Annotated in this window: 13 protein-coding genes; 8 read left to right on the top strand and 5 right to left on the bottom strand. The window is 64.1% G+C overall.

What is annotated here, in order from left to right; genetic code table 11:
• Window positions 1–33: 33 nt before the first annotated feature.
• On the bottom strand, window positions 34–2,013 hold the full coding sequence (locus ACTJKX_RS12280) for an ABC transporter substrate-binding protein (RefSeq protein ID WP_440725429.1): 1,980 nt from the start codon (window positions 2,011–2,013) through the stop codon (window positions 34–36).
• 438 nt (window positions 2,014–2,451) lie between these two features.
• On the opposite strand from ACTJKX_RS12280, the gene ACTJKX_RS12285 reads away from it, so the two are divergent.
• The 3 genes from ACTJKX_RS12285 (at window position 2,452) to ACTJKX_RS12295 (ending at window position 9,772) form a co-directional block, all read left to right on the top strand.
• Complete coding sequence (locus tag ACTJKX_RS12285; RefSeq protein ID WP_440725430.1) at window positions 2,452–4,236, top strand: MFS transporter; 1,785 nt, start codon at window positions 2,452–2,454, stop codon at window positions 4,234–4,236.
• A gap of 129 nt (window positions 4,237–4,365) precedes the next feature.
• Window positions 4,366–9,162: a DUF3320 domain-containing protein gene (locus ACTJKX_RS12290; protein WP_440725431.1), complete on the top strand. Its 4,797-nt coding sequence runs from the start codon at window positions 4,366–4,368 to the stop codon at window positions 9,160–9,162.
• 475 nt (window positions 9,163–9,637) lie between these two features.
• Window positions 9,638–9,772, top strand: a complete 135-nt coding sequence (locus ACTJKX_RS12295; protein WP_311941867.1) for a hypothetical protein — start codon at window positions 9,638–9,640, stop codon at window positions 9,770–9,772.
• Between the two features lie 45 nt (window positions 9,773–9,817).
• Here ACTJKX_RS12295 and ACTJKX_RS12300 read toward each other — a convergent pair whose 3' ends face one another.
• From ACTJKX_RS12300 to ACTJKX_RS12315, 4 genes are all read right to left on the bottom strand, one after another.
• Window positions 9,818–11,392: a RimK family protein gene (locus tag ACTJKX_RS12300; protein WP_440725432.1), complete on the bottom strand. Its 1,575-nt coding sequence runs from the start codon at window positions 11,390–11,392 to the stop codon at window positions 9,818–9,820.
• Between the two features lie 121 nt (window positions 11,393–11,513).
• The gene (locus ACTJKX_RS12305) at window positions 11,514–11,996 is read right to left on the bottom strand and encodes a GNAT family N-acetyltransferase (RefSeq protein ID WP_440725433.1); all 483 of its coding nucleotides are present in this window, start codon (window positions 11,994–11,996) and stop codon (window positions 11,514–11,516) included.
• 241 nt (window positions 11,997–12,237) lie between these two features.
• Window positions 12,238–12,645 carry a rhodanese-like domain-containing protein gene (locus tag ACTJKX_RS12310; RefSeq protein WP_440725434.1) on the bottom strand — a complete coding sequence of 136 codons (408 nt, stop codon included), beginning with the start codon at window positions 12,643–12,645 and terminating at the stop codon, window positions 12,238–12,240.
• Between the two features lie 121 nt (window positions 12,646–12,766).
• On the bottom strand, window positions 12,767–13,807 hold the full coding sequence (locus ACTJKX_RS12315; RefSeq protein ID WP_311941857.1) for a LacI family DNA-binding transcriptional regulator: 1,041 nt from the start codon (window positions 13,805–13,807) through the stop codon (window positions 12,767–12,769).
• Between the two features lie 264 nt (window positions 13,808–14,071).
• On the opposite strand from ACTJKX_RS12315, the gene ACTJKX_RS12320 reads away from it, so the two are divergent.
• The 5 genes from ACTJKX_RS12320 (at window position 14,072) to ACTJKX_RS12340 (ending at window position 19,577) form a co-directional block, all read left to right on the top strand.
• Window positions 14,072–15,010, top strand: a complete 939-nt coding sequence (locus ACTJKX_RS12320) for a substrate-binding domain-containing protein (protein WP_394309421.1) — start codon at window positions 14,072–14,074, stop codon at window positions 15,008–15,010.
• A gap of 141 nt (window positions 15,011–15,151) precedes the next feature.
• A complete protein-coding gene (locus tag ACTJKX_RS12325) occupies window positions 15,152–16,672 on the top strand; it encodes a sugar ABC transporter ATP-binding protein (RefSeq protein WP_311941851.1) in 1,521 nt (506 codons plus the stop codon).
• Window positions 16,665–17,690, top strand: coding sequence for an ABC transporter permease (locus ACTJKX_RS12330; protein WP_440725435.1), 1,026 nt, complete (start codon window positions 16,665–16,667; stop codon window positions 17,688–17,690). The genes ACTJKX_RS12325 and ACTJKX_RS12330 overlap by 8 nt, the downstream gene beginning before the upstream one ends.
• The gene (locus tag ACTJKX_RS12335) at window positions 17,687–18,718 is read left to right on the top strand and encodes an ABC transporter permease (RefSeq protein ID WP_440725436.1); all 1,032 of its coding nucleotides are present in this window, start codon (window positions 17,687–17,689) and stop codon (window positions 18,716–18,718) included. The genes ACTJKX_RS12330 and ACTJKX_RS12335 overlap by 4 nt, the downstream gene beginning before the upstream one ends.
• Before the next feature lie 10 nt (window positions 18,719–18,728).
• Window positions 18,729–19,577 carry a sugar phosphate isomerase/epimerase family protein gene (locus ACTJKX_RS12340; RefSeq protein WP_440725437.1) on the top strand — a complete coding sequence of 283 codons (849 nt, stop codon included), beginning with the start codon at window positions 18,729–18,731 and terminating at the stop codon, window positions 19,575–19,577.
• The last annotated feature ends 266 nt before the right edge of the window (window positions 19,578–19,843 follow it).

A 19,843-nucleotide genomic window follows, 5' to 3' on the forward strand; every position in this document is an offset into this window, starting at 1 on the left:
GGCCGCATAAGCTTCGCCGCCCCGGCCAAGGCCTTATTGCGGTGCGACGAAGAAGAAATCCGCCGGTGGCAGCGAGCCGTAGACATAGGGTTCCTGGCGGTTGCCGGTGACGTCGAGCACATCCTGGCGTACGAAGCGGAAGATCTTGTTGATCTCCACGCCCGGCTCGACCAGGCGCCTGGCGAGCGAAAGGGCGAACGGGCTGTTGGCCTGATCGCCATCGGCGGCCGTGGTGCCCTCTTTGGCGGAATAAACCACCAGCGTGGCGCCGGCCGGCTCCACGCGCGATAGGCCGCGATCGATGGAACGGCTCGCCACGCTCCGCTTCATCTGCGCGATGAAGGGATTGTTGCGGCAGGCGTCGAGCACCACGAGCTTGAGCTTGCGCGCGCCGTCGAGCGTGCTCATCACCCGCTCCAGCGGAACGGCTTCATCGGGAACATCGCGGTCGGATTCGAGCACGGCGTCCAGCGGGATCAGATAGTTCTTGTTATCCACCTCGATGCCGTGGCCAGCATAGTAGATTACGGCCCAGTCCGATTGGTCGGCCTTGCGCGCAAAGGCTTTCAGTGCGGCGATCATGCCGGCGCGATCGAGGTCGTGCGCAATCGTGACGTCGTCCACCCCGGTTTGGCGCAGCGCCTGCCCGATGAGATCGGCGTCGCGCAGCGTGTTCGGCAACTGGGATACCGAACGATAGGCGGAGTTGCCGATGACCAAGGCGACGCGGCGAGGCGCCGGGCCGGTTGTATCGATCACGGGCGCTGACTTGGTGACAGGGACGGTCTTGGCAATCGGAGCCGTGTCGACGGCGAAAGCCGGCTTCGACGTATCCTGGGCCGTTTCGATCGTACCGCCGGCATTGTCTGGCGAAGCGTCAGCCGTCACCATCATCGAGGCCTGCGGTTCGGCCGGCTGATAGGTGATGGTGCCGTCGGCTCCTTTTTGCCAGCGATAGACGATCAGATCGGGCGTGGTGCGGTCGCCCTTGGCGTCGAAGGCGATGTCGCCGAGAACGGTGCGGAACGGCTTGCCGGCATGCATCACTTCCGCCAGGCGTCTTGGATCCAGCGTTTGGGCCCGTGCAGCGGCCTGCTGGAAAACCTGGATCGCGGCATAGGCGTAGAGGCCATAGCCTTCCGCCAGAGAGGGTTCCACGCGGATGATGTCGGCGGCCGCAGGGTTCTGGCCATGCGGGGGAGGAAAGGTCATCAGCGTGCCGATCACGGCATCGCCGCCAAGGGCAGGAAAGTCGCTGCCGATCAGGCCGTCGCCGGAAAACAGCACGGTCTTGAGGCCCCGTTGGCGCAACTGCCTGAGAATGAGGGCCGCCTCGGTATAGAGGCCGCCCCAGAGCAGAAGGTCGGCCCGCGCCTTGCCCAGCCGGTCGACGATGGCGGAATAATCCTTCTCGCCGACATCGACACCAGCCTCCAGCACCGGCTTGAATCCCGCCCGCGCGAAGGCATCACGGGCGCTTGCCGCCAGACCCTGGCCATAGAGGGTCTTGTCATGCAGGATGGCCACCCTCTTGCCCTTGAAATTCCTGGCGGCATAGTCCGCCCAGACGCCGCCCTGGCGATCGTCGCGGCCAGTGACGCGGAAGACGTTCCACAGGCCGCGCTCGGTTACCTTCGGATTGGTGGCGGAGGGCGAGATCATGATCATGCCGCGCTCGGCATAGATCTCGGAGGCCGGAATGGTGACGCCCGAGTTGAAATGCCCCACCACCAGCTTGATGCCCTGGTCCGCAAGCTTGTTGGCAGCCGCCACGCCCTGTCGTGGATCGGAAACGTCGTCGGCCACGACGATCTCCACCTGCTGGCCGGCGATGCCGCCCTTGGCATTGATGGCTGCCGCAGCCGCCTCGGCACCTTTTCGCATCTGCTCGCCGAAGACGGCGTTCGGACCCGTCATCGGGCCTGCCACGCCAAGCTTGATCTGCGCCCCGGCGGGCGTTCCGGTTGAAAGGCCGATTGCCAGGAGCAGGCAGGTCAACCAGGCCATCCGCATGGCGGGTTCCTCTCGATGTCCGGAAAAATATCAACCATAGGTTGAGGCGAATCATAAGGCATCGCAGCCGGCTGCGACAGTCATGCCGGTAACAAGCAACCGGTTGGCGGGGTCGGTGCAGCAAGGAAAGCGGGGAGCATGATGTCCGGTTTGCGCCGGCGAACGCCTTAACGTCGCTAAGTATAACTCGAATCACGATTTGACGCTGCCAAGTATCTATGAAACCGTCCGAATTTGGGCCCGTGGTTTTTCCGGACAGAGTCGCCGGCGCGTGCCGAAGCTTGATTGAACAGCGTGACGATCGTCTGGGGGATTCTTCGCCTCAGACATCGTCCACCGGCGTCAAAGCCGACAACGGACCGGTCAACGGCCGATGAGGAAACACGACATCCGGCACGGGTGCGCTGGGCTGTGCCCGGCCGGCGGGGGAGAGCATCGATGTCAGTCAGTACGGCAAGTGTAGACCCTTCGGCGCCGATGAGCAGGGAAGACAAGAAGGTTATCTTCGCCTCTTCTCTGGGCACGGCTTTCGAATGGTACGATTTCTTCATTTATGGTTCATTGGCGACCTATATCGCCGCCCATTTCTTTTCTTCGCTGAGCGAGACCGCAAGTTTCCTTGCCACGCTGCTGGCCTGGGCCGCAGGCTTCATCGTCCGGCCTTTCGGGGCTCTCGTCTTTGGTCGCGTGGGCGATCTGGTCGGACGCAAATACACCTTCCTCGTCACCATCACGCTGATGGGCGCCTCGACCTTCCTGGTCGGCCTGCTGCCCAGCTATGCCTGGTGCCAGCAAAATCTCGGCGTCGGCGCCATTGCGCCCACGATCCTGATCGCGCTGCGCATCGTGCAGGGCCTGGCTCTCGGCGGCGAATATGGCGGGGCCGCGACCTATGTCGCCGAGCATGCACCGGCCGGCAAGCGCGGCCTTTACACGGGCTGGATCCAGGCGACGGCAACCGGCGGTCTCTTGCTCTCGCTGATCATCATCCTGCTGATCCGGCAATATATGAGCGATGCCGCCTTCAGCGACTGGGGCTGGCGTATCCCCTTCTGGATCTCGATCATTCTCTTGCTGATCTCGGTCTGGATCCGCATGCAGCTCGCCGAAAGCCCGTCCTTCGTCAAGATGAAGGAGGAGGGGGCAACCTCCAAGGCGCCGCTGAGCGAGGCCTTCCTGAAGTGGTCCAACCTCAAGATCGGCCTGATCGCGCTGTTCGGCATGGTCGCCGGCGAGGCCGTCGTCTGGTATTCGGGGCAGTTCTACGCCTTGCTCTATCTGACCAAGACCCTGCGCGTGGATCTCACCACCGCCTCGCTATTGTTGGGCGTCGCCTTGGCGATCAGCCTGCCGCTCTACGTGTTCTTCGGCTGGCTGTCCGACAAGATCGGCCGCAAATGGATCATGCTGCTCGGCTTCCTGCTGGCGGCGGTGTTCTACCAGCCGATCTTCAAGGCCATCACCCACTACGCCAATCCGGCGCTCGAGACCGCACTCGCCAAATCGGCCGTCAGCGTCATCGCCGACCCGGGCGATTGCTCGGTTCAGTTCGACCCGATCGGCACCGCCAAGTTCACCTCCTCCTGCGACGTGGCCAAGAATTTCCTGGCCTCGAGCTCGGTGTCCTACACCAATGAGGCGGCTGCACCGGGGACGCCGGCTTCGGTGAAGATCGGCGAAACCGTGATCCCGTCCTATGTCGCGACAGGCCTCGACGCTGCCGCTGCCAAGGCCAAGAAAGCCGAGTTCACGACGGCCCTCTACAAGGCCTTGAAGGATCATCAATATCCGGTGTCGGAAAAGCAGGCGCCGGTGAAAGATGCCAGCGGTGCCGTCGTCAAGAATCCGGATGGCACCGACAAGACCGCCACCACCTATGCGATGGCGCCGGCCGATCAGTCCGCGATCAACAAGCCCATGCTGGTGGTGATGTTGATCGTGCTGATCGTCCTCGTCACGCTGGTCTATGGCCCGATGGCCGCCGCCCTGGTGGAGCTCTATCCCACTCGCATCCGCTATACCGGCATGTCCTTGCCCTATCATATCGGCAATGGCTGGTTCGGCGGCCTGGTACCCTTCGTGATCTTCGCGATGGTGGCGGCCAGCGGCGATCTCTATTACGGCCTGTGGTATCCGATCGTGGTTGCGGCGCTGACCTTCGTGATCGGCTTGCTGTTCGTGCCGGAAACCAAGGATCGCGATCTCGACAATATTCCGTCCTGATTGCCAGGCAGACGAGTTGGAAATCGGCGCGGCACTCCGGTGTCGCGCCGTTTTCGTTTTGGTGAAGTCTTTCGCGCCAACCCGTGGTGTCACGCTGGAAATCGCGGTCCTCACCAGGATAGACTTGTCATGGAGGGGTTCGAATCGATGTCCGACAATCCGGTGCGCAGGCGCCTGCTGGAACAGCGGCAGGCCTTGCTCGATCTTGGCCTGCGCAATCGGCTGATCAACCTGCCGATGCGTACCAAGGGCGTGCGCACCATCGAGCTCATCGAGGCCAAAGCCCCCGAAACCTATGACTTGCTGGCGGCCGGCCGGGCATTGACCTTCCTGCCCGGACGCGAGCCGGACGAGGCCGCGCAGGGCGAGCTCGCGATCGAAGGCACGCGGGCTTCGCCGGTGGCGCCGGCGGACGCCATGCCGAGCAGCGAGGCCGCGGCGCCGGCTCCCCACCGGTTGCAGACCCGTCTGGCTGCCGAAGCCCTGCAGAAGCGTCTGTTCGACATCTGGTACGATGCCCGCACCATCGAGGAAGAGCAGGGCGTCAACATCCTCTACCTCGCCTTCGGCCTGCTGCGCTGGTACGAGGACGATAAATCCGACATTGCCCGCCATGCCCCGCTCGTGCTCCTGCCGGTGCGCCTCGAGCGTTCCAGCGCCGCCGAGCGCTTCAGCCTGCGTTCGCGGGGCGAGCCGGCTTCGCCCAATTTGTCGATCCAGGCCAAGTTGCGCGGCGATTTCGGCATGGTGATCGAAGATTTCCCGGATGAGGACGAGGTCGACATCGCCGCCTATGTCGCCGAGATCGCCAGGACCATCTCCGGTAAGGCGCGTTGGCAGGTCTTGCCGGACGCGATGGTGCTCGGCTTCTTCTCCTTCGCCAAATTCCTGATGTATCGCGACCTCGATCCGGACAATTGGCCTGAAAGCAATGCCATCCATGCACATGAGCCGGTGACCGCGCTGCTGGGAGAAGGCTTCGAGGCCTTCGAGCCTATCGTCCCTGACGGCCAGCCGATCGATCCCGTGATACCGCCGCCGGCGCTCAACCACGTGCTGGACGCCGATTCATCGCAGGCCGTCGCCATCGAGGAGGTGCTGCGCGGTCGCCATCTGGTGATCAAGGGCCCTCCGGGCACCGGCAAGAGCCAGACCATCGCCAATATCATTGCCGGGGCGGCCCTGCAGGGCCGCAAGGTGCTGTTCGCAGCCGAGAAGATGGCGGCGCTCGACGTGGTGCATCGGCGGTTGCGCCAGGTCGGGCTCGGACCGATGACGCTCGAACTGCACTCGACCAAGGCCAATAAGCGCCTGCTCCTGGAGGAACTGCGGCGAACGCGCGAACTTGCACTGAAGACGCCGGTCCAGGATCCCGGCGTCACGGGGCGCCTTGCCGAGACCCAGGCCGATCTCAACCGGCATGCGGCGATGCTGCATGAGCCGATGGAGCCGAGCGGCATCACGCCCTATCGGCTGCTGGGCCGGCTCGTCGCCCTGCGCGATGCGGGCGGGCTCGCCGGCTTCGCGGTCGAGCGGGCCAGCCAGTGGACGCAGGAGCAGGCCCGGGCCAATCGGGAGCTGATGGCGGAACTCGCCGAACGCCTCGGCACCGTCGGTAATCCCGCCGCCAATATCTGGCGCGGCGTTCGGCGCGATGCCATCGATCCCGCCGAACTCGAACGTCTCGCCGGCTTGATGCGCAGCGTCGAGGCGGATCTGGAAGCGGTGGAAGAGGCGGCAGTCGGCATCATCCGGGATTTCGGGCTCCAAGTGGTCACGATCCGCGATCTCGATGTCGTCTGGCGCACCACCTGTGCGGCCTCCTCGCTGCCCGCCCAGGCCGACCGGCGCCTTCTCGCCCAGCCGGTATGGCGCGAGGACGTCGGCGCCCTCGGTGACCTTGTCGCTCTCGGCAAGGCCTATCGCAAGGTCGTCGAGGCCATGGCGCAGCTCTATCGGGCGGAAGCCTGGACGGCGGATCTGCGGCCGGTCCGTGAAGCCTTCGCCGTGCACGGCGCCTCCTTCCTGCGCTTCTTCTCCGGGCGCTATCGCGGCGCCAAGGCCCAATTCAAGGCCCTGCTCGCCACCGAGATGCCCGGTGATCTCGTCAAGCGGCTCCAGCTTCTCGACGACATGATCTCGGCACAGGAGCTTCGCCGCCATTTCGAGGGCCAGAAGGACATGGGCGCCCGCGCATTCGGTACGCTTTGGGCCGGTGATAAATCCGACTGGGATCGACTGCAGGCCATCACCGATTGGTGGCGGGATCATCGACATCCCGCGCTCGCCCCGGATTTCCTGGATCGGCTGGCCGCCCGACCCGGCGGCCGCGAGTTCGGCGCCATGGGCGCGGTGATCGTGCAAAGCGTGCCGCGCTTGTTCCACGATCTGAAGGCGCTCAGCGAGTTCCTCGACTACGACCTGGAGGGCGGGCATGGCATTGCCGATTGCGTGGACCTGGAGGTCGCGGCTCTCGTGCGGCAACTGCGCCTCTGGCTGGCCAATCTCGAAAGCATCACCCGCTGGATTGCGTTCACCCATCGCTGCCATGTGGCTCGAGAAGCCGGGCTCGGTGCCCTCGTCGACGGCCTGCTCGATGGCCGCATCCCCGGCGATCATCTGGTAGTGACCTTCGAGCGTGCCTATTACGAAGCCTTGCGCGAGGACCTCTTTGCCCGGCACGCCAATCTCAAGCGTTTCGACGGCGAATTGCAGAATCGCGCGGTGGAGCAGTTCCGCATGCTCGACAGGGCCCGTATCGCGCTGGCGCGCGAGAGCGTGGCCCTCAAGCATTTGCGCGAACGCCCGGCTTCAGCCGGCGGCATCGGCCCGCTCGGCGTGCTCAATGGCGAGTTTGCCAAGAAGCGGAACCATCTGCCGATCCGGCAATTGCTCGACCGGGCTGGCCCGGCCATCCAGCAATTGAAGCCGGTGATGATGATGAGCCCGCTCTCCATCAGCCAGTTTCTCAAACCCGGGGCGCTCAGCTTCGATCTGCTGGTCATCGACGAAGCCTCCCAGGTCGAGCCGGTCGACGCCCTCGGCGCGGTGGCGCGGGCATCTCAATTCGTCGTGGTGGGCGATGAGCGCCAACTGCCGCCGACGCGCTTCTTCGCCAAGCTGACCGGCGAGGTGCCGGAGGAGGACGACGACGAGGAGACCTTCAAGGCGAGCGACGCCGAAAGCGTGCTCGATCTCTGCCTCGCCAAGGGCATGTCCTACCGCCAGCTCAACTGGCACTATCGCTCCCGTCACCAGTCGCTGATCACCGTATCGAACCGAGAATTCTACGACAACCGGCTCATGGTGGTGCCGAGCCCGCATGCCGGAGGCCGCTCTCCCAACGGCGGCGCTGGAGGTGCGGAGGCGATGGGCCTGATCTTCCGCTATCTCCCCAAGGCCGTCTATGATCGCGGCAACAGCCGTACCAATGCCGAGGAAGCCCGGGTCGTGGCGCAGGCGATCATGGCGCATGCCCGCCATCGCGCCTCCCTCTCGCTCGGGGTAGCCACCTTCTCGGTGGCGCAGCGTCAGGCCATCCTCAAGGAACTCGAGCTGCTGCGGCGAGAGAGTCCCGCCACCGAGGTCTTCTTCAATCGGGAGGGGAACGAGCCGTTTTTCGTCAAGAACCTGGAGAATATCCAGGGCGACGAGCGTGACGTCATCTTCATTTCGGTGGGCTATGGCCGCAGTGCCGAAGGCTATCTGGCCATGAGTTTCGGCCCGCTCAATCTCGATGGCGGCGAAAGAAGGCTCAACGTGCTGATCTCGCGGGCGAAATATCGCTGCGAGGTGTTCTCCTCCATTCGCGGGGAGGATATCGATCTCACGCGCGCCAATGCGCGCGGCGTCGCAGCGCTGAAGCTGTTTCTCAGCTTTGCCGAAACGGGCCGGCTCGGCACGCCCGTCGAGACCGGCAGGACGCCCGATTCCCTTTTCGAGGAACAGGTCGCCGGCCAGTTGCGGGCGCGCGGGCACCAGATCACACACCAGATCGGCAGCGCCGGCTTCTTCGTCGACCTCGCGGTGGTGGATCCCGATTGGCCGCAGCGCTTCCTGCTCGGCATCGAATGCGATGGCGCCCAATATCATGCCTCGCGCTCGGCCCGCGACCGCGACCGGCTGCGCCAGCATGTGCTGGAAGGGCAAGGCTGGCTGATCCACCGTATCTGGTCGACCGATTGGTATCTGCGCCCCCAAGAGGAACTTGCCAAGGTCGAGGCCGCGATCGCACGGGCGAAGGCCACCTGGCGCAAACGGGACGAGGAACTGGCCGTGTCGGCCGAGCTGGAAAGCGCGAAGGAGGAAGAGCCGTTACCTCTATCGCCGCCGCTGTCGATCGACGAGCCGCTGGCCACGCTCGGGGAGGAGCCTGCCCCATCTTCGCCTGCGCGTCCCTATGTCGAGGCACGCCTTGGCATCGCGGGCACGGCGGAACTGCATGAGGTACCGACGGCAGGCATGGCGGCCTACGTCGTGGGCGTGGTCGAGGTCGAAGGACCGGTGCATGAACAGGAGATCGTAGCGCGCATCCGCGATTCCTTCGGTTTGGCGCGAGCCGGCAACCGGGTGCGCGAAGCAGTGCAGGACGGCATCGACGTCGCCCGCGTTACCGGCAGGATCGTCGGCGGGCCCTTCTACAAGCTGCCGGAAGCGCCGGTGGTTCTGCGCGATCGCTCCATGGTGGAAAGCGGCGGCCTGCGACGTCCCGATATGCTGCCCAATGAAGAGGTCGAAGCTGCCTTTCTCGCCGTGATTGCCGCCAATTACGGGGCGCCCCGCGATGCACTGATCGTGGCAGTTGCCCGCCTGTTCGGCTTTGCGGCGACCAGTTCCGTGCTGAAGGAGCGGCTCGACGATGTGCTGACGGTGATGCTGTTCAAGGGGCAACTGAAGCTGCAGAACGACCTGATCGTCAGCGGTTGAGAAGGTCTCTTCGGAGGAGCACGGTCATTGGGCCGGAGACCGTGAAGGCGTTTTCCCGAGGGCTTCTCCGACCTGTGCGGGCGTGAGACCAAGCCTGGAGAACGGAAGGCTCCATCGCGGCGAAATCGTGATGCTGTTAATCTCTTTTTTTCCATATTTTCAAAGTGATGTGCAGGTCTTTGAAACTCGGCTCATCAGGAAACACTTTAACACGATCCCGCCATCGATCAGACACGTCCTGGAAAGGTTTGCCGGGCATGATCCAGCCCTCGTTACAAAGGGTCGTGTCATGTTCTACGCGTTGCTGTTCGCTTTGGCCTCGGCCTGCTGCCTCTATTATGTCAGCTACGACATCTGAAGGGGCTCGACGCATCGCTGTGGCATCGTTCCCTGCGCTCGCAACGAAACTTTACATGTCAGACCGAGGGCGGAAGCATCCAGGCCCGATACTGCATTCTCCATCAGGAGAATTGCCGTGTCGTTTCGAGCCAATGCCGTTTCGGTCTTTCTGCAGGGAGCATTGACGAGCCTTGCCGCGCTCTTGGCGGTGAGCGCGATGCTTGCCGTGCTCATCATCGCCCTTCATGAAGGGGTGACGCATCTCCTGTAGCGATCGGGCGCGCGCGAACCGCAAACGCGCCCGATGCGTGCCGCCTCAGGAGCCGGTATCGCGCAGATCATGCACCAGCCGAGGCCGGTGAATGGCCCCGGAGGGGAGCGCCGGTGCCGGCGGGCGATGGCGGGCATCGACCAGGGCTTGGAAGTGGGAGAGCAGTCTGCGGTAGAGGCCTTCGCCGGCAGCGGCATCCTCCAGGCCGAGATCGATATTGGGATTGTCGTTGATCTCGATGACCACCACACCGGACTTGGTCTGCTTGAGATCTACGCCGTAGAGGCCGTTGCCGATCAGCCCTGCCGCCCGCACTGCCGGTTCGATCACCTCGCGCGGCACTTCCTCGACCGGCACGGCCTGGGTGCGGCCTTCGGTATAGGCGCCGGCTTCGCCATGCTGGATGATCTGCCAGTGCCCCGAGGACATGAAATATTTGGCTGCAAAGATTACCTCGCCTGCGAGGATGCCGATGCGCCAGTCGAAGGGCGTGTAGACGTAATCCTGTACCAGGATGAGGCCGGACTGCTTGAGCATGGTGGCGGCAATCTCCTGAAACTGCTGCCAATTCTCGGCCTTCTTCACGCTGAGGCTGAAAGCGCCGTCAGGCACCTTCAGCACCGCGGGATAGGTCAGCTGGGTCTCGAAGCCTGACAGCGTGCGCCGGGTGAGGAAGAGGGTGCGGGGTGTTGCGATACCGTTGCCGGCGAGCAGTTCGGACAGGAAGGCCTTGTTGGTGCAGCGCAGGATCGAACCGGGATCGTCGATCACCGGCATGCCCTCGCTGGCGGCCTTGCGGGCGAAACGGAAGGTATGGTGCGCGATCGCCGTGGTTTCGCGGATGAACAGGGCGTCGAACTGGCTGAGGCGCGGATAGTCCTTCTTCTCGATCAGTTCGACGGCAATATCCATGTCCTGGCCGATGCGCATCATGGCTTGCAGGGTCTTCAGCTTGGAAGGCGGCAGGGGATCCTTGGGGTCATGCAGGATTGCCAGGTCCATGCGCGGGCTACTGGTCGAGGGCGCGTGGCGCCAGGGGCGCCGGCAGAAGCGGGTGAGGCCATCGAGAAACAGGCCATCGCGGGCAGGGTCGATATCGCGCAGGTCGAGCGGATGCAGGGCGGCGACCTTCCAGCCGGCGCCGTCTTCGAGGCGTACGAGGTCGATCGCCAGTAGCGGGCAGCGGAACAGTTCGAAGCTGCGGGCGGCAAACTCCGCCAGCCCGCGATCCTCGACACCGCGATCCTCGGCATTGCGCTCCTCGACCTGGCCGAAAAACACCTGGATGCGCATCGCTTCCACCGCTTTGGGTACGGAGGCGAGCGGGCCGAGGCAGCGCTCCAGGCCGGCGAGCTTCTGGGCCTGCACTGCCTTGACCTGCAGGTCGGTGATTGCCTCCATGCTCGGCGTCACCCGCTCACCGCGCGCTTCGGCGAGCAGGGACACATAGTAGCCGATGCTGAGATAAGCATAGCTGCGGCACAGATTGATGATACGGCGGGGCCGCTGCAGCAGGCCTGGTCCTTCGGCGATGAAGTCCTGCGCGGTGATCACCCGGACACCGGGTACGGACCAGCGAAAATCACTGGATTTTTCGACGATGATCAGTTGAGCGGGCATTGGCTGCTTTCATGTGGGGAAGAAAGGCGATCGGCATCACGATCGCCCACCGCGTCTTTCCGCAGGCGATTCCGAGGGGCTAAAGATGTGTTAAAACAGGTGGTTACGTGTGCTTGCGTATCTATTGCAGCGCGCTCTGCCTGAGGCAGTCGCGGTCGACTAGACGCTGGAAGCGAATGGCCTCTGTCCCGTCCTCGTAATAGTTCGCCACACGCCTGAAGGGCTGAAAGCCGAGGCGGCTGAACAGGGCCTGGGCAGCGAGGTTGTCGCTGCGTGTTTCCAGGCGCAGCAGATGGGCACCGGTCCCGGCGCTGCTGGCCATGGCTTGTTGGAGCAGCGCCTGGGCGATGCCCCGCCGACGGGCACGTGGCGCCACGGCAAGGGAATAGAGCCGCGCGACGGCCGTGCGGCGATTGGTGAGGACGACGCTGCATCCCGTGAGGCCCTCGTCATCGTCGCTGACGATGACGAGGGCGGAAGGGCTGGTCAGCAGATGGCGCCAATCGCGACGGCTGAGGCGATCGCCGGCGAAGGCTGCGTTTTCGAGATCGACCAGGGCGGGAAGATCCGCCGAACTCGCCTCGCGCAGATAGGGTACGGTCATGTGCGACAGACAGATTGATAGCGACAATGACCGTGAGGGTAGGGCGTCGGCGCTGCCCCAACAAATCAGGATTGCATAAGGAAACGGTTGCGCGTCCGATTCCGGGAAGCCCTCCATCATGCTGGAGACAAACGTTTTTTGCCGTTCACTGTCTCGGCTTGATGGGGTCAGGCCCCGGTCAATTCTGCCTGTTCGGGTTGAAACGAGCACCGATGGAAAGGGAGAATGGACGAGGCCTGCCTCACTTGTTGCCGCCGGGCTCGGGAAACTCGATAGGCCCGCCCGCCTTTTCCCAGGACGAGAAACCATCCTTGAGATGCGCCGCCGCAAAGCCCATGTCCTGCAGCGTTGCCACGGTCAGGGCCGAGCGCCACCCCGAGGCGCAATGAAAGACGAACTTCCTGTCCTCTCCGAAGATGTCCTTGAAATAGGGGCTTTCGGGATCGACCCAGAACTCCACCATGCCGCGGGCGGCATGGAAGCTGCCGGGAATATAGCCCGAACGCTGCCTCTCCCGGGGATCGCGGATGTCGACGATGACCACATTGGGGTTGCCGACCATGGCGATCGCATCCCTGGTCTCGATTTCCTCGATGCGTGCGCGAGCGGCCGCGACCATCTGAGCCGACGAGAGCTTGAGTTTCTTCATCCTGGCATTCCGTCCCCGTCTATATCCATTCTTCGTCCTGGCGTCCCCAGTTCAGGCCGGGGAAGCGCTCCGTTCAAGATGGTAGATTGCCGCGAGGTCGGCAGCGCGATCAGCGCTTTCCTCAGCGCCAATTGCTCTCCCGTTCCGAACTCGGTGCGAATTCGGGAGGCACCACCACCATCGGATTCTCGCCCGGAACGTAGTTGTCCACCAGCGCATAACCCTCGGCAATGATGGCTTCGACATTCTGGCGGGTCATCGTTACGTCGAACGGCAGATGCGCTGCAAAGGGATCCCAGTCGGAACATACCGTGCTGACCTCGCGCATCGCCTGGCGCGGCACCTGCAGGGAAAACTGTACCAGTCCTTCAAAAGCCGTGATGGAGTTGATGAACAGACCGTCCGGCATGCGGCCGAGCGCCTGGAAGCGGGCAGCGAGCGCCTCCCGCGCCGATGAGGGGCGGTAGCCGCAGCAGGAAACCTCCGACGTCGTCTCCTGGCCACTGGCCGCCACGGCGTCGCGAAAGCCCTCGATGCGGCGATCGGTGGCATGCTCGCCGGCGATGCCGCCGAGAAACAGCAGGTCGCGCGGCGCCGTCCGGCGTTTGCGCAGCTTGGCGATCAGCTTTTCGGTGAGGGTGCGTGCACCACCGTAATTGTCGGTGACGACCGAAGGCGCGTCACTGCCGGGCAGGTCGAGATTGACACAGGGAATGCCGGCGGCGCGGCAGAGCGCATTGAGGGGCTGCGTGTTGCGCACGCCGGCGATGAAGAGAAACTCGACCTGTTGGGAGAGAAGGGTGGTGGTAACGCTCGCCTCGATCGCTTCGTCGCGCTGCGTGCTCACCACGATCGGGCAGAGACCGCGCTGGCGTGTATCCGTTTCGAAAGCCTCGGCCAGGCCGGCGAAGAAGCGGTTGCGGTAATGGGGGATGATCATGCCGGCCAGGCCGGAGCGCGACAGGCGCAGGCCTCGGGCCTTCATATTGACGGCATAACCCAGGTCCTGGGCGGCCTTCAGCACGCGCTTGGCCGTGTCCTCCTTGATACGGTAGCGCGTCCAGCTGCCATTGAGCACCAGGCTGACCGTTGAAGGAGAGGCCTTGGTTGCAGCGGCGATATCGTAGATGGTGGACCTGCGTCCGCTGGGTGAGCGCGCCATCGTCCCCTCATTTGTCCTGCGGATCGAATTGGAGACTCGATCATCAAGCCAATGCTAAATCCTTTTAGCTACCTTGACAACAAATGCTGAATGGATTTAGCTCATGGGGCGTCGGCGATACTGCCACTATGCCGGCAACCAGAACAAATAGGGAGGAACCGTTCAATGGCTTCGAATTCTGATTTCACGCACAAGGCGAGACTCGATCGCCGCAGTTTTCTTGCCGCCTCGGCGCTGGGTGCCGCTTCGCTGGTGCTGCCGGGCATGGTCGGTGCCGCTCGGGCCTCCAAGGACAAGCCCGTCATCGGCGTGGTGGTGAAGATCGGTGGCATTCCCTGGTTCAACGCCATGGAAGCCGGGATCAAGAAGAAGTCGGCCGAGCTCGGGGTCGAGGCTTTCATGGTCGGACCCACCAGCGCCGACCCGGCCCTGCAGGTGCGCGCCATCGAGGATCTGATCGCCAAGGGCGTGGACGTGATCGGCGTGGTACCCAACGACGCCGAGGTGCTCGAGCCGGTGCTGGAGCGGGCCCGCAAGGCCGGCATCAAGGTGGTCACGCATGAATCGCCCAAGCAGAAGCAGGCCGATTGGGATTTCGAGCTGGCCTCGGTGAAGGGCTTCGGCGATGCCTATGGCAAGCAGCTGGTCGAGGCGCTGGGCGGCAAGGGTGAATATGCCGTGTTCGTCGGCTCGCTCACCGTTCCCCTGCACAATGCCTGGGCCGATGCAGCCATCGCCTATATCAAGCAGAACGCACCGGAGATGAAGCTGGTTGGCGACCGCTATGGCGTCGCCGAGGATGTCGATGCCTCGCGCTCGACCGCTCTCGACCTCATCCGCGCCCATCCCGGTCTCAAGGGCTTCCTGGCCTTTGGCAGCCAGGGGCCGATCGGCGCCGCTCGTGCCGTGGCCGAGAAGGGCAAGAAGGGGCAGATCAAGGTACTCGGTCCATTCTCACCCGGCCAGGGCCGCAAGCTCGTCAAGGACGGCACGCTGACCGGCGGCTTCATGTGGAACCCGATGCTGGCCGGCGAGGTCTTTGTCACCCTGGGCACCATGGTGGCCAAGGGGCAGGAGATCAAGGACGGCACCACCATCGAAGGGCTGGGCGTCGTCCATCCCGACGGGCACAATCTCATCGTCGACCAGCTCGTATCCCTCAACAAGGATACCATCGACGAACTCGCCAAGATGGGCCTGTAGGTCCGGCAAGAAGCGGGCGGGAACCGCACGAGGTTCCTGTCCTGGCAAACGGACCGGGCGTTGCCGGCGCGCTCCTGTCTTGGGGGCGCCGGCCGAACGCGCCGGTGCTCTGTCTCATTCCTTCCTGGCCGGGAGACCGTCATGGCCGCCACAGCCGCAATTACCGACGCCCCAGCGACGCCGCTGCTATTCCTGCGCAACATCTCCAAGCGCTTCGGGGGCGTGCGTGCGCTCGAAAACGTCTCCTTCGAGGTGCTGCCCGGAGAGGTATTGTGCCTTGCCGGCGAGAATGGCTGCGGTAAGAGCACGCTGATCAAGCTGATCAGCGGCGTCTATCGCCCCGAACCAGGCGGAGAAATGCTGTTCGATGGGCGCACCGTCGATGGCCTCAGTCCGGCGCGCGCCCGGGCTCTGGGCATCCAGGTCATCTGGCAGGACCTTGCGCTCTTTCCCGAAATGGCCGTGGCGGAGAACATCGCCTTCGAACGCAATCTCGGCAGTGCGCCGCGCCTGGTCAATTATGCCGCCATGAAGGCGGATGCACGGCGCATCCTGGACCGGCTGGGTGTCGATCTCGATCTCGATGCGCCCGTGCGCACGCTTTCGATCGCCCAGCGCCAGATCGTGGCGATCGCTCGTGCCCTGGTGGCCGACGCCCGGCTGGTCTTCATGGATGAGCCCACCGCCTCACTCAGCCAGGCGGAAACCGATGCGCTGCTGGTGATCGTGCGGCGCCTGTCGGCCGACGGTATCGCCGTGGTCTTCGTCAGCCATCGCCTGGCCGAGGTGCTCGATGTCTGCACCCGCGTCACCGTGCTGCGCGACGGCCACTATGTCGGCACCTATCCGACAGCCGGCATGACACAGACCCGCCTGACCGAATTGATGACCGGCAAGACCTTCGACCAGGCCGTGCAGGCGCGTGATCATTCCGCCTCGCCCGTGGTCTTGCAGGTGGAGAAGCTGACGCGGCCCGGCGATTATGAGGATATCAGCCTCACGGTCCGGCGCGGGGAGGTCCTGGGCCTGACGGGGCGATTGGGGGCGGGGCGCACCGAACTCGCCCTGTCGCTCTTCGGCCTGACCCGGCCGAGTTCGGGCAGCATTCGTCTCGAGGGCAAGGCCTTGTCGCTTGCCTCCAACCGGGCCGCCATCGACGCCGGCATCGCCTATGTCTCGGAAGATCGCCTGCAGCTTGGCCTGGTCCAGCCGCAGTCGATCGGCGACAACACGGCCGTCACCGTGCTGGACAGGCTGCTCGATCTCTTCCGGCTGATTTCGCCGGCCCGGCGCAAATCGCTGGTCGATGACTGGGTCAAGGCCCTCGCCATCAAGGTCTCCAATCCCGACAATGCGGTGTCGACCCTGTCCGGGGGCAACCAGCAGCGCGTGGTGCTGGCGAAATGGCTGGCCACCAAACCGAAGCTGCTGATCCTGGATTCGCCCACGGTTGGCGTCGATGTCGGTGCCCGCGCCGGCATTTTCGCCATCATCCACCGGCTGGCGCAGGAAGGCATGGCCATCCTACTGATTTCCGACGAGATCACCGAAGTCTATTTCAACGCGGATCGCATCCTGCACATGCGCGATGGTCGCATCATCGACGAATACATTCCGGGCGAAGTGTCCATCGACAAGATCGAGGAGGATGTGCATGCCTGATAAACGCAACTGGCCGATCGGCGCCACCGAGCGCTGGCTCATCCTGGTGATCCTGGCCCTCGTCGCGGGCCTTGCCCTCACCACCGACACCTTCTTCACCCTGTCGAACCTGTTCGACCTGATGAACACCTCGGCGGTGAACGTGATCTTCGCCGCCGGCCTCCTGGTGGTTCTGATCGCCGGTGGCATCGATATTTCCTTCGCCGTCGGTGCCTCGGTGGTGCAGTACCTCACAGCGCTGACGGTGATGCATCTGGGTGGCGGCAACTGGGCCGTCGGCCTGGTGGCCGCCGGCGGCTTCGGCTTCCTGCTCGGCGCCTTCAATGCCGCGCTGATCTATCATTTCCGCATCGTCTCGATCGTGGTGACGATCGCGACCTTCAACCTCTTCTTCGGCACGCTGATGTTCCTCACCGGCGGCGTCTCGCTTTACGACCTGCCGGACTGGCTGACGGACCGCATCGTGCTGTTCAGCGTTGCGACGGGCGACGGCTCGGCCGAATTGACGCTGCCCGTCGCCGTCATGGCGCTCTGCGTGTTCGCCACCTGGCTGTTGCTGCGCAGGACCACGCCGGGCCGCCAGCTCTACGCCATGGGTGACAATCCCGAGGCGGCGCGGCGGGTGGGCATCAATATCGGCGCCATGCATTATCTCGCCTTCGGCTGGCTCGGCCTGATGGCCGGTATCGCCGGGCTGATGCAGGCCCATTATGCGCAGGAAGTGGTGCCCAACGCGCTCTATGGCCGCGAGCTCGACGTTCTCGCCGCCGTGGTGCTCGGCGGCGCCCGCCTCGGCGGGGGCAGGGGCACGCTGCTCGGAGCCATTCTCGGCATCTTCCTGGTCGCTATCACCGAGAACGGCCTGAACCTGCTGGGCATCACGCCCTATGCCTTCAAGATGATCATCGGCGCCATCATCCTGATCGCCATCACTTTGTCGAGCGACGGTGTCGCGCGGCTGATCGGATCCATGAAAGCCGGGTCCCGGCGCGCGCCCACAGCCCGGAGGGCGGCATGACGACACCGACATCGACCTCCAATCAGGCCGGCAAGTCCGGTTTCGCGAACCTGCTGAGCAGTGACATTGCCGGCCTGATCGGCTTCCTCGTCCTGGTGGTGGCGGCGCTGAGTTTCAGCACCGATCGCTTCTTCACGGCCACGACGTTCTCATCCATCGCCTTCCAGCTGCCCGAACTTGGGCTGCTGACCCTGGCGATGCTGATGCCGATCATTTCGGGCGGCTTCAATCTGGCGGCGACCTTCACGGCCAATATCGCCGGCCTTGCCATGGCCTGGGTGCTGCAATCCTATGGCGGGGTGGATGCCGGCGTCGGCGCCTTCGTCCTCGGGGTGGCCGCGGCATTGATTACCGGCGCGGCGGCGGGCTGGCTGATGGGCATCATCATCGCCTATACCGGCGCCCATCCCATCCTCGTCTCGCTCTCGATGATGATCTTCCTGCGTGGGCTCGGGGAATTCCTCACCCATGGCGGCGATATATCGGGCTTTCCCGATTTCGTGCGCGAGATCGGCCACGGCACGCTGATCGGCATTCCCGTGCCGCTCTGGATCCTCGCCGCGGCGGCCTTGCTCTGGCATCTGGTGATGACGCGGGCCCGGCTCGGTTTCGCCACCCGCATGATCGGCTCCAACATCGAGGCGACGCGCTATTCCGGCATCGATACCCGCCGGTCGGTGACGCTGATCTACACGCTGTCCGGCTTGATGTGCGGCATTGCCGGCGTGGTGATGCTCGCCCGCTTCAACTCGGTGCGTGTCGGCCATGGCGAGGCCTATCTCCTGATTACCGTGCTTGCCTGCTTCCTCGGCCGCGTCGATCCCTTTGGCGGGTTCGGGCGGGTGATCCCGGTGGTGATCGCCCTCATCATCCTGCAGGTCATCGCCTCCGGCCTGAACCTGCTCGGCGCCAACCAGCATCTGGCCACGGCGATGTGGGGCGCCTTCCTGCTGGCGGTCATGATCCTGCGCTGGGTCTGGGCCCGCGAGTTCCTCCAGTCTCTCTTCACCCAAAAGCCAACACATTGAGGATATTGCCATGAAGGGCTTCGGCATTCACACCAGCCTGTGGTCGCATAGCTGGACCCGCGAGGCGGCGGAGCTGTCGATCGCGGAGGCAGCCAAATACGGGCTGGCCTTCGTCGAGATCGCCCTACTGGAGCCGGCCAAGGCCGATACCGGCCACACCCGGGCTCTCCTGGAAAAGCACGGCGTCGATGCGGTCTGCTCGCTCGGCCTGCCCAACGACTCCCGCCCCACCAACAATCCGGACAAGGCGCTGGAATTCCTCACCCTGGCGCTGGACAAGACTGCCGAGATCGGTGCCAAGGCCCTGTCCGGCGTCGTCTATGGTTCGATCGGCGAGCGCACCGGCAACCCGCCGACCGAGGCCGAATATGACGCGGTCGTCAAGGCGATGGACAAGGCGGCCGCCCATGCCCGCACGCTCGGCCTGGAACTCGGGCTGGAGGCGGTCAACCGCTACGAGAACCACATGATGAACACCACCGAACAGGTGGTCCGCGTCATCGAGCGTATCGGCGCGCCCAACGTCTTCCTCCATCTCGATACCTACCACATGAACATCGAGGAGAAGGGCCAGGCCAACGGTATCCTCAAGGCCGGAGAGCATCTCAAATATATCCACCTGTCCGAGAGCGACCGCGGTGTCCCCGGCACTGGCACGATCGCCTGGGATGAGGTGTTCGCGGGTCTGGCCGGCATCGGCTTCAAGGGTGGCATGGCCATGGAGAGTTTCATCCATATGCCGCCGCAGCTCGCTTCCGCCCTGTCGGTCTGGCGCCCCGTCGCCAACAGCCGCGAGGAAATCCTGGCGGAGGGCCTGCCCTTCCTGCGCAACAAGGCCAAGCAATACGGCCTGATCTGAACCCGTCTGCCGGTTCGGCCAACAAAAATCCTCCGGCCTCCATGGGTCGGAGGATTTTTGTTTGTCCGGCATGAGGGGGCATGCCCTATCGGCGGAAGCCATGTCGACCGGTTGGCAGCCGGACGGAGGGGACGCAATGTCCGTGCAATATGGGCGAGCGATAGGGGAAACATCGAAGGTTTCAGGGTGATTCGCGCCCTATGCCGGAAGGTGTCATCGTGGAAGACAGGCCATGTGTCCCTATCCCATCGCCGATGCAGCTTTGC

Origin of the sequence: Labrys sp. 22185, assembly GCF_052045555.1 — a bacterium.
GTDB classification, from domain to species: Bacteria; Pseudomonadota; Alphaproteobacteria; order Rhizobiales; family Labraceae; genus Labrys; species Labrys neptuniae.

Excerpts from the sequence above, each read along its gene's own strand:
- ACTJKX_RS12335 (WP_440725436.1), top strand. The coding sequence starts at position 17,687 with ATGACGACACCGACATCGACCTCCAATCAGGCCGGCAAGTCCGGTTTC.
- ACTJKX_RS12320 (WP_394309421.1), top strand. The coding sequence starts at position 14,072 with ATGGTCGGTGCCGCTCGGGCCTCCAAGGACAAGCCCGTCATCGGCGTG.
- ACTJKX_RS12280 (WP_440725429.1), bottom strand. The coding sequence starts at position 2,013 with ATGCGGATGGCCTGGTTGACCTGCCTGCTCCTGGCAATCGGCCTTTCA.
- ACTJKX_RS12340 (WP_440725437.1), top strand. The coding sequence starts at position 18,729 with ATGAAGGGCTTCGGCATTCACACCAGCCTGTGGTCGCATAGCTGGACC.
- ACTJKX_RS12325 (WP_311941851.1), top strand. The coding sequence starts at position 15,152 with ATGGCCGCCACAGCCGCAATTACCGACGCCCCAGCGACGCCGCTGCTA.
- ACTJKX_RS12310 (WP_440725434.1), bottom strand. The coding sequence starts at position 12,645 with ATGAAGAAACTCAAGCTCTCGTCGGCTCAGATGGTCGCGGCCGCTCGC.
- ACTJKX_RS12285 (WP_440725430.1), top strand. The coding sequence starts at position 2,452 with ATGTCAGTCAGTACGGCAAGTGTAGACCCTTCGGCGCCGATGAGCAGG.
- ACTJKX_RS12300 (WP_440725432.1), bottom strand. The coding sequence starts at position 11,392 with ATGCCCGCTCAACTGATCATCGTCGAAAAATCCAGTGATTTTCGCTGG.
- ACTJKX_RS12290 (WP_440725431.1), top strand. The coding sequence starts at position 4,366 with ATGGAGGGGTTCGAATCGATGTCCGACAATCCGGTGCGCAGGCGCCTG.
- ACTJKX_RS12305 (WP_440725433.1), bottom strand. The coding sequence starts at position 11,996 with ATGACCGTACCCTATCTGCGCGAGGCGAGTTCGGCGGATCTTCCCGCC.
- ACTJKX_RS12330 (WP_440725435.1), top strand. The coding sequence starts at position 16,665 with ATGCCTGATAAACGCAACTGGCCGATCGGCGCCACCGAGCGCTGGCTC.
- ACTJKX_RS12315 (WP_311941857.1), bottom strand. The coding sequence starts at position 13,807 with ATGGCGCGCTCACCCAGCGGACGCAGGTCCACCATCTACGATATCGCC.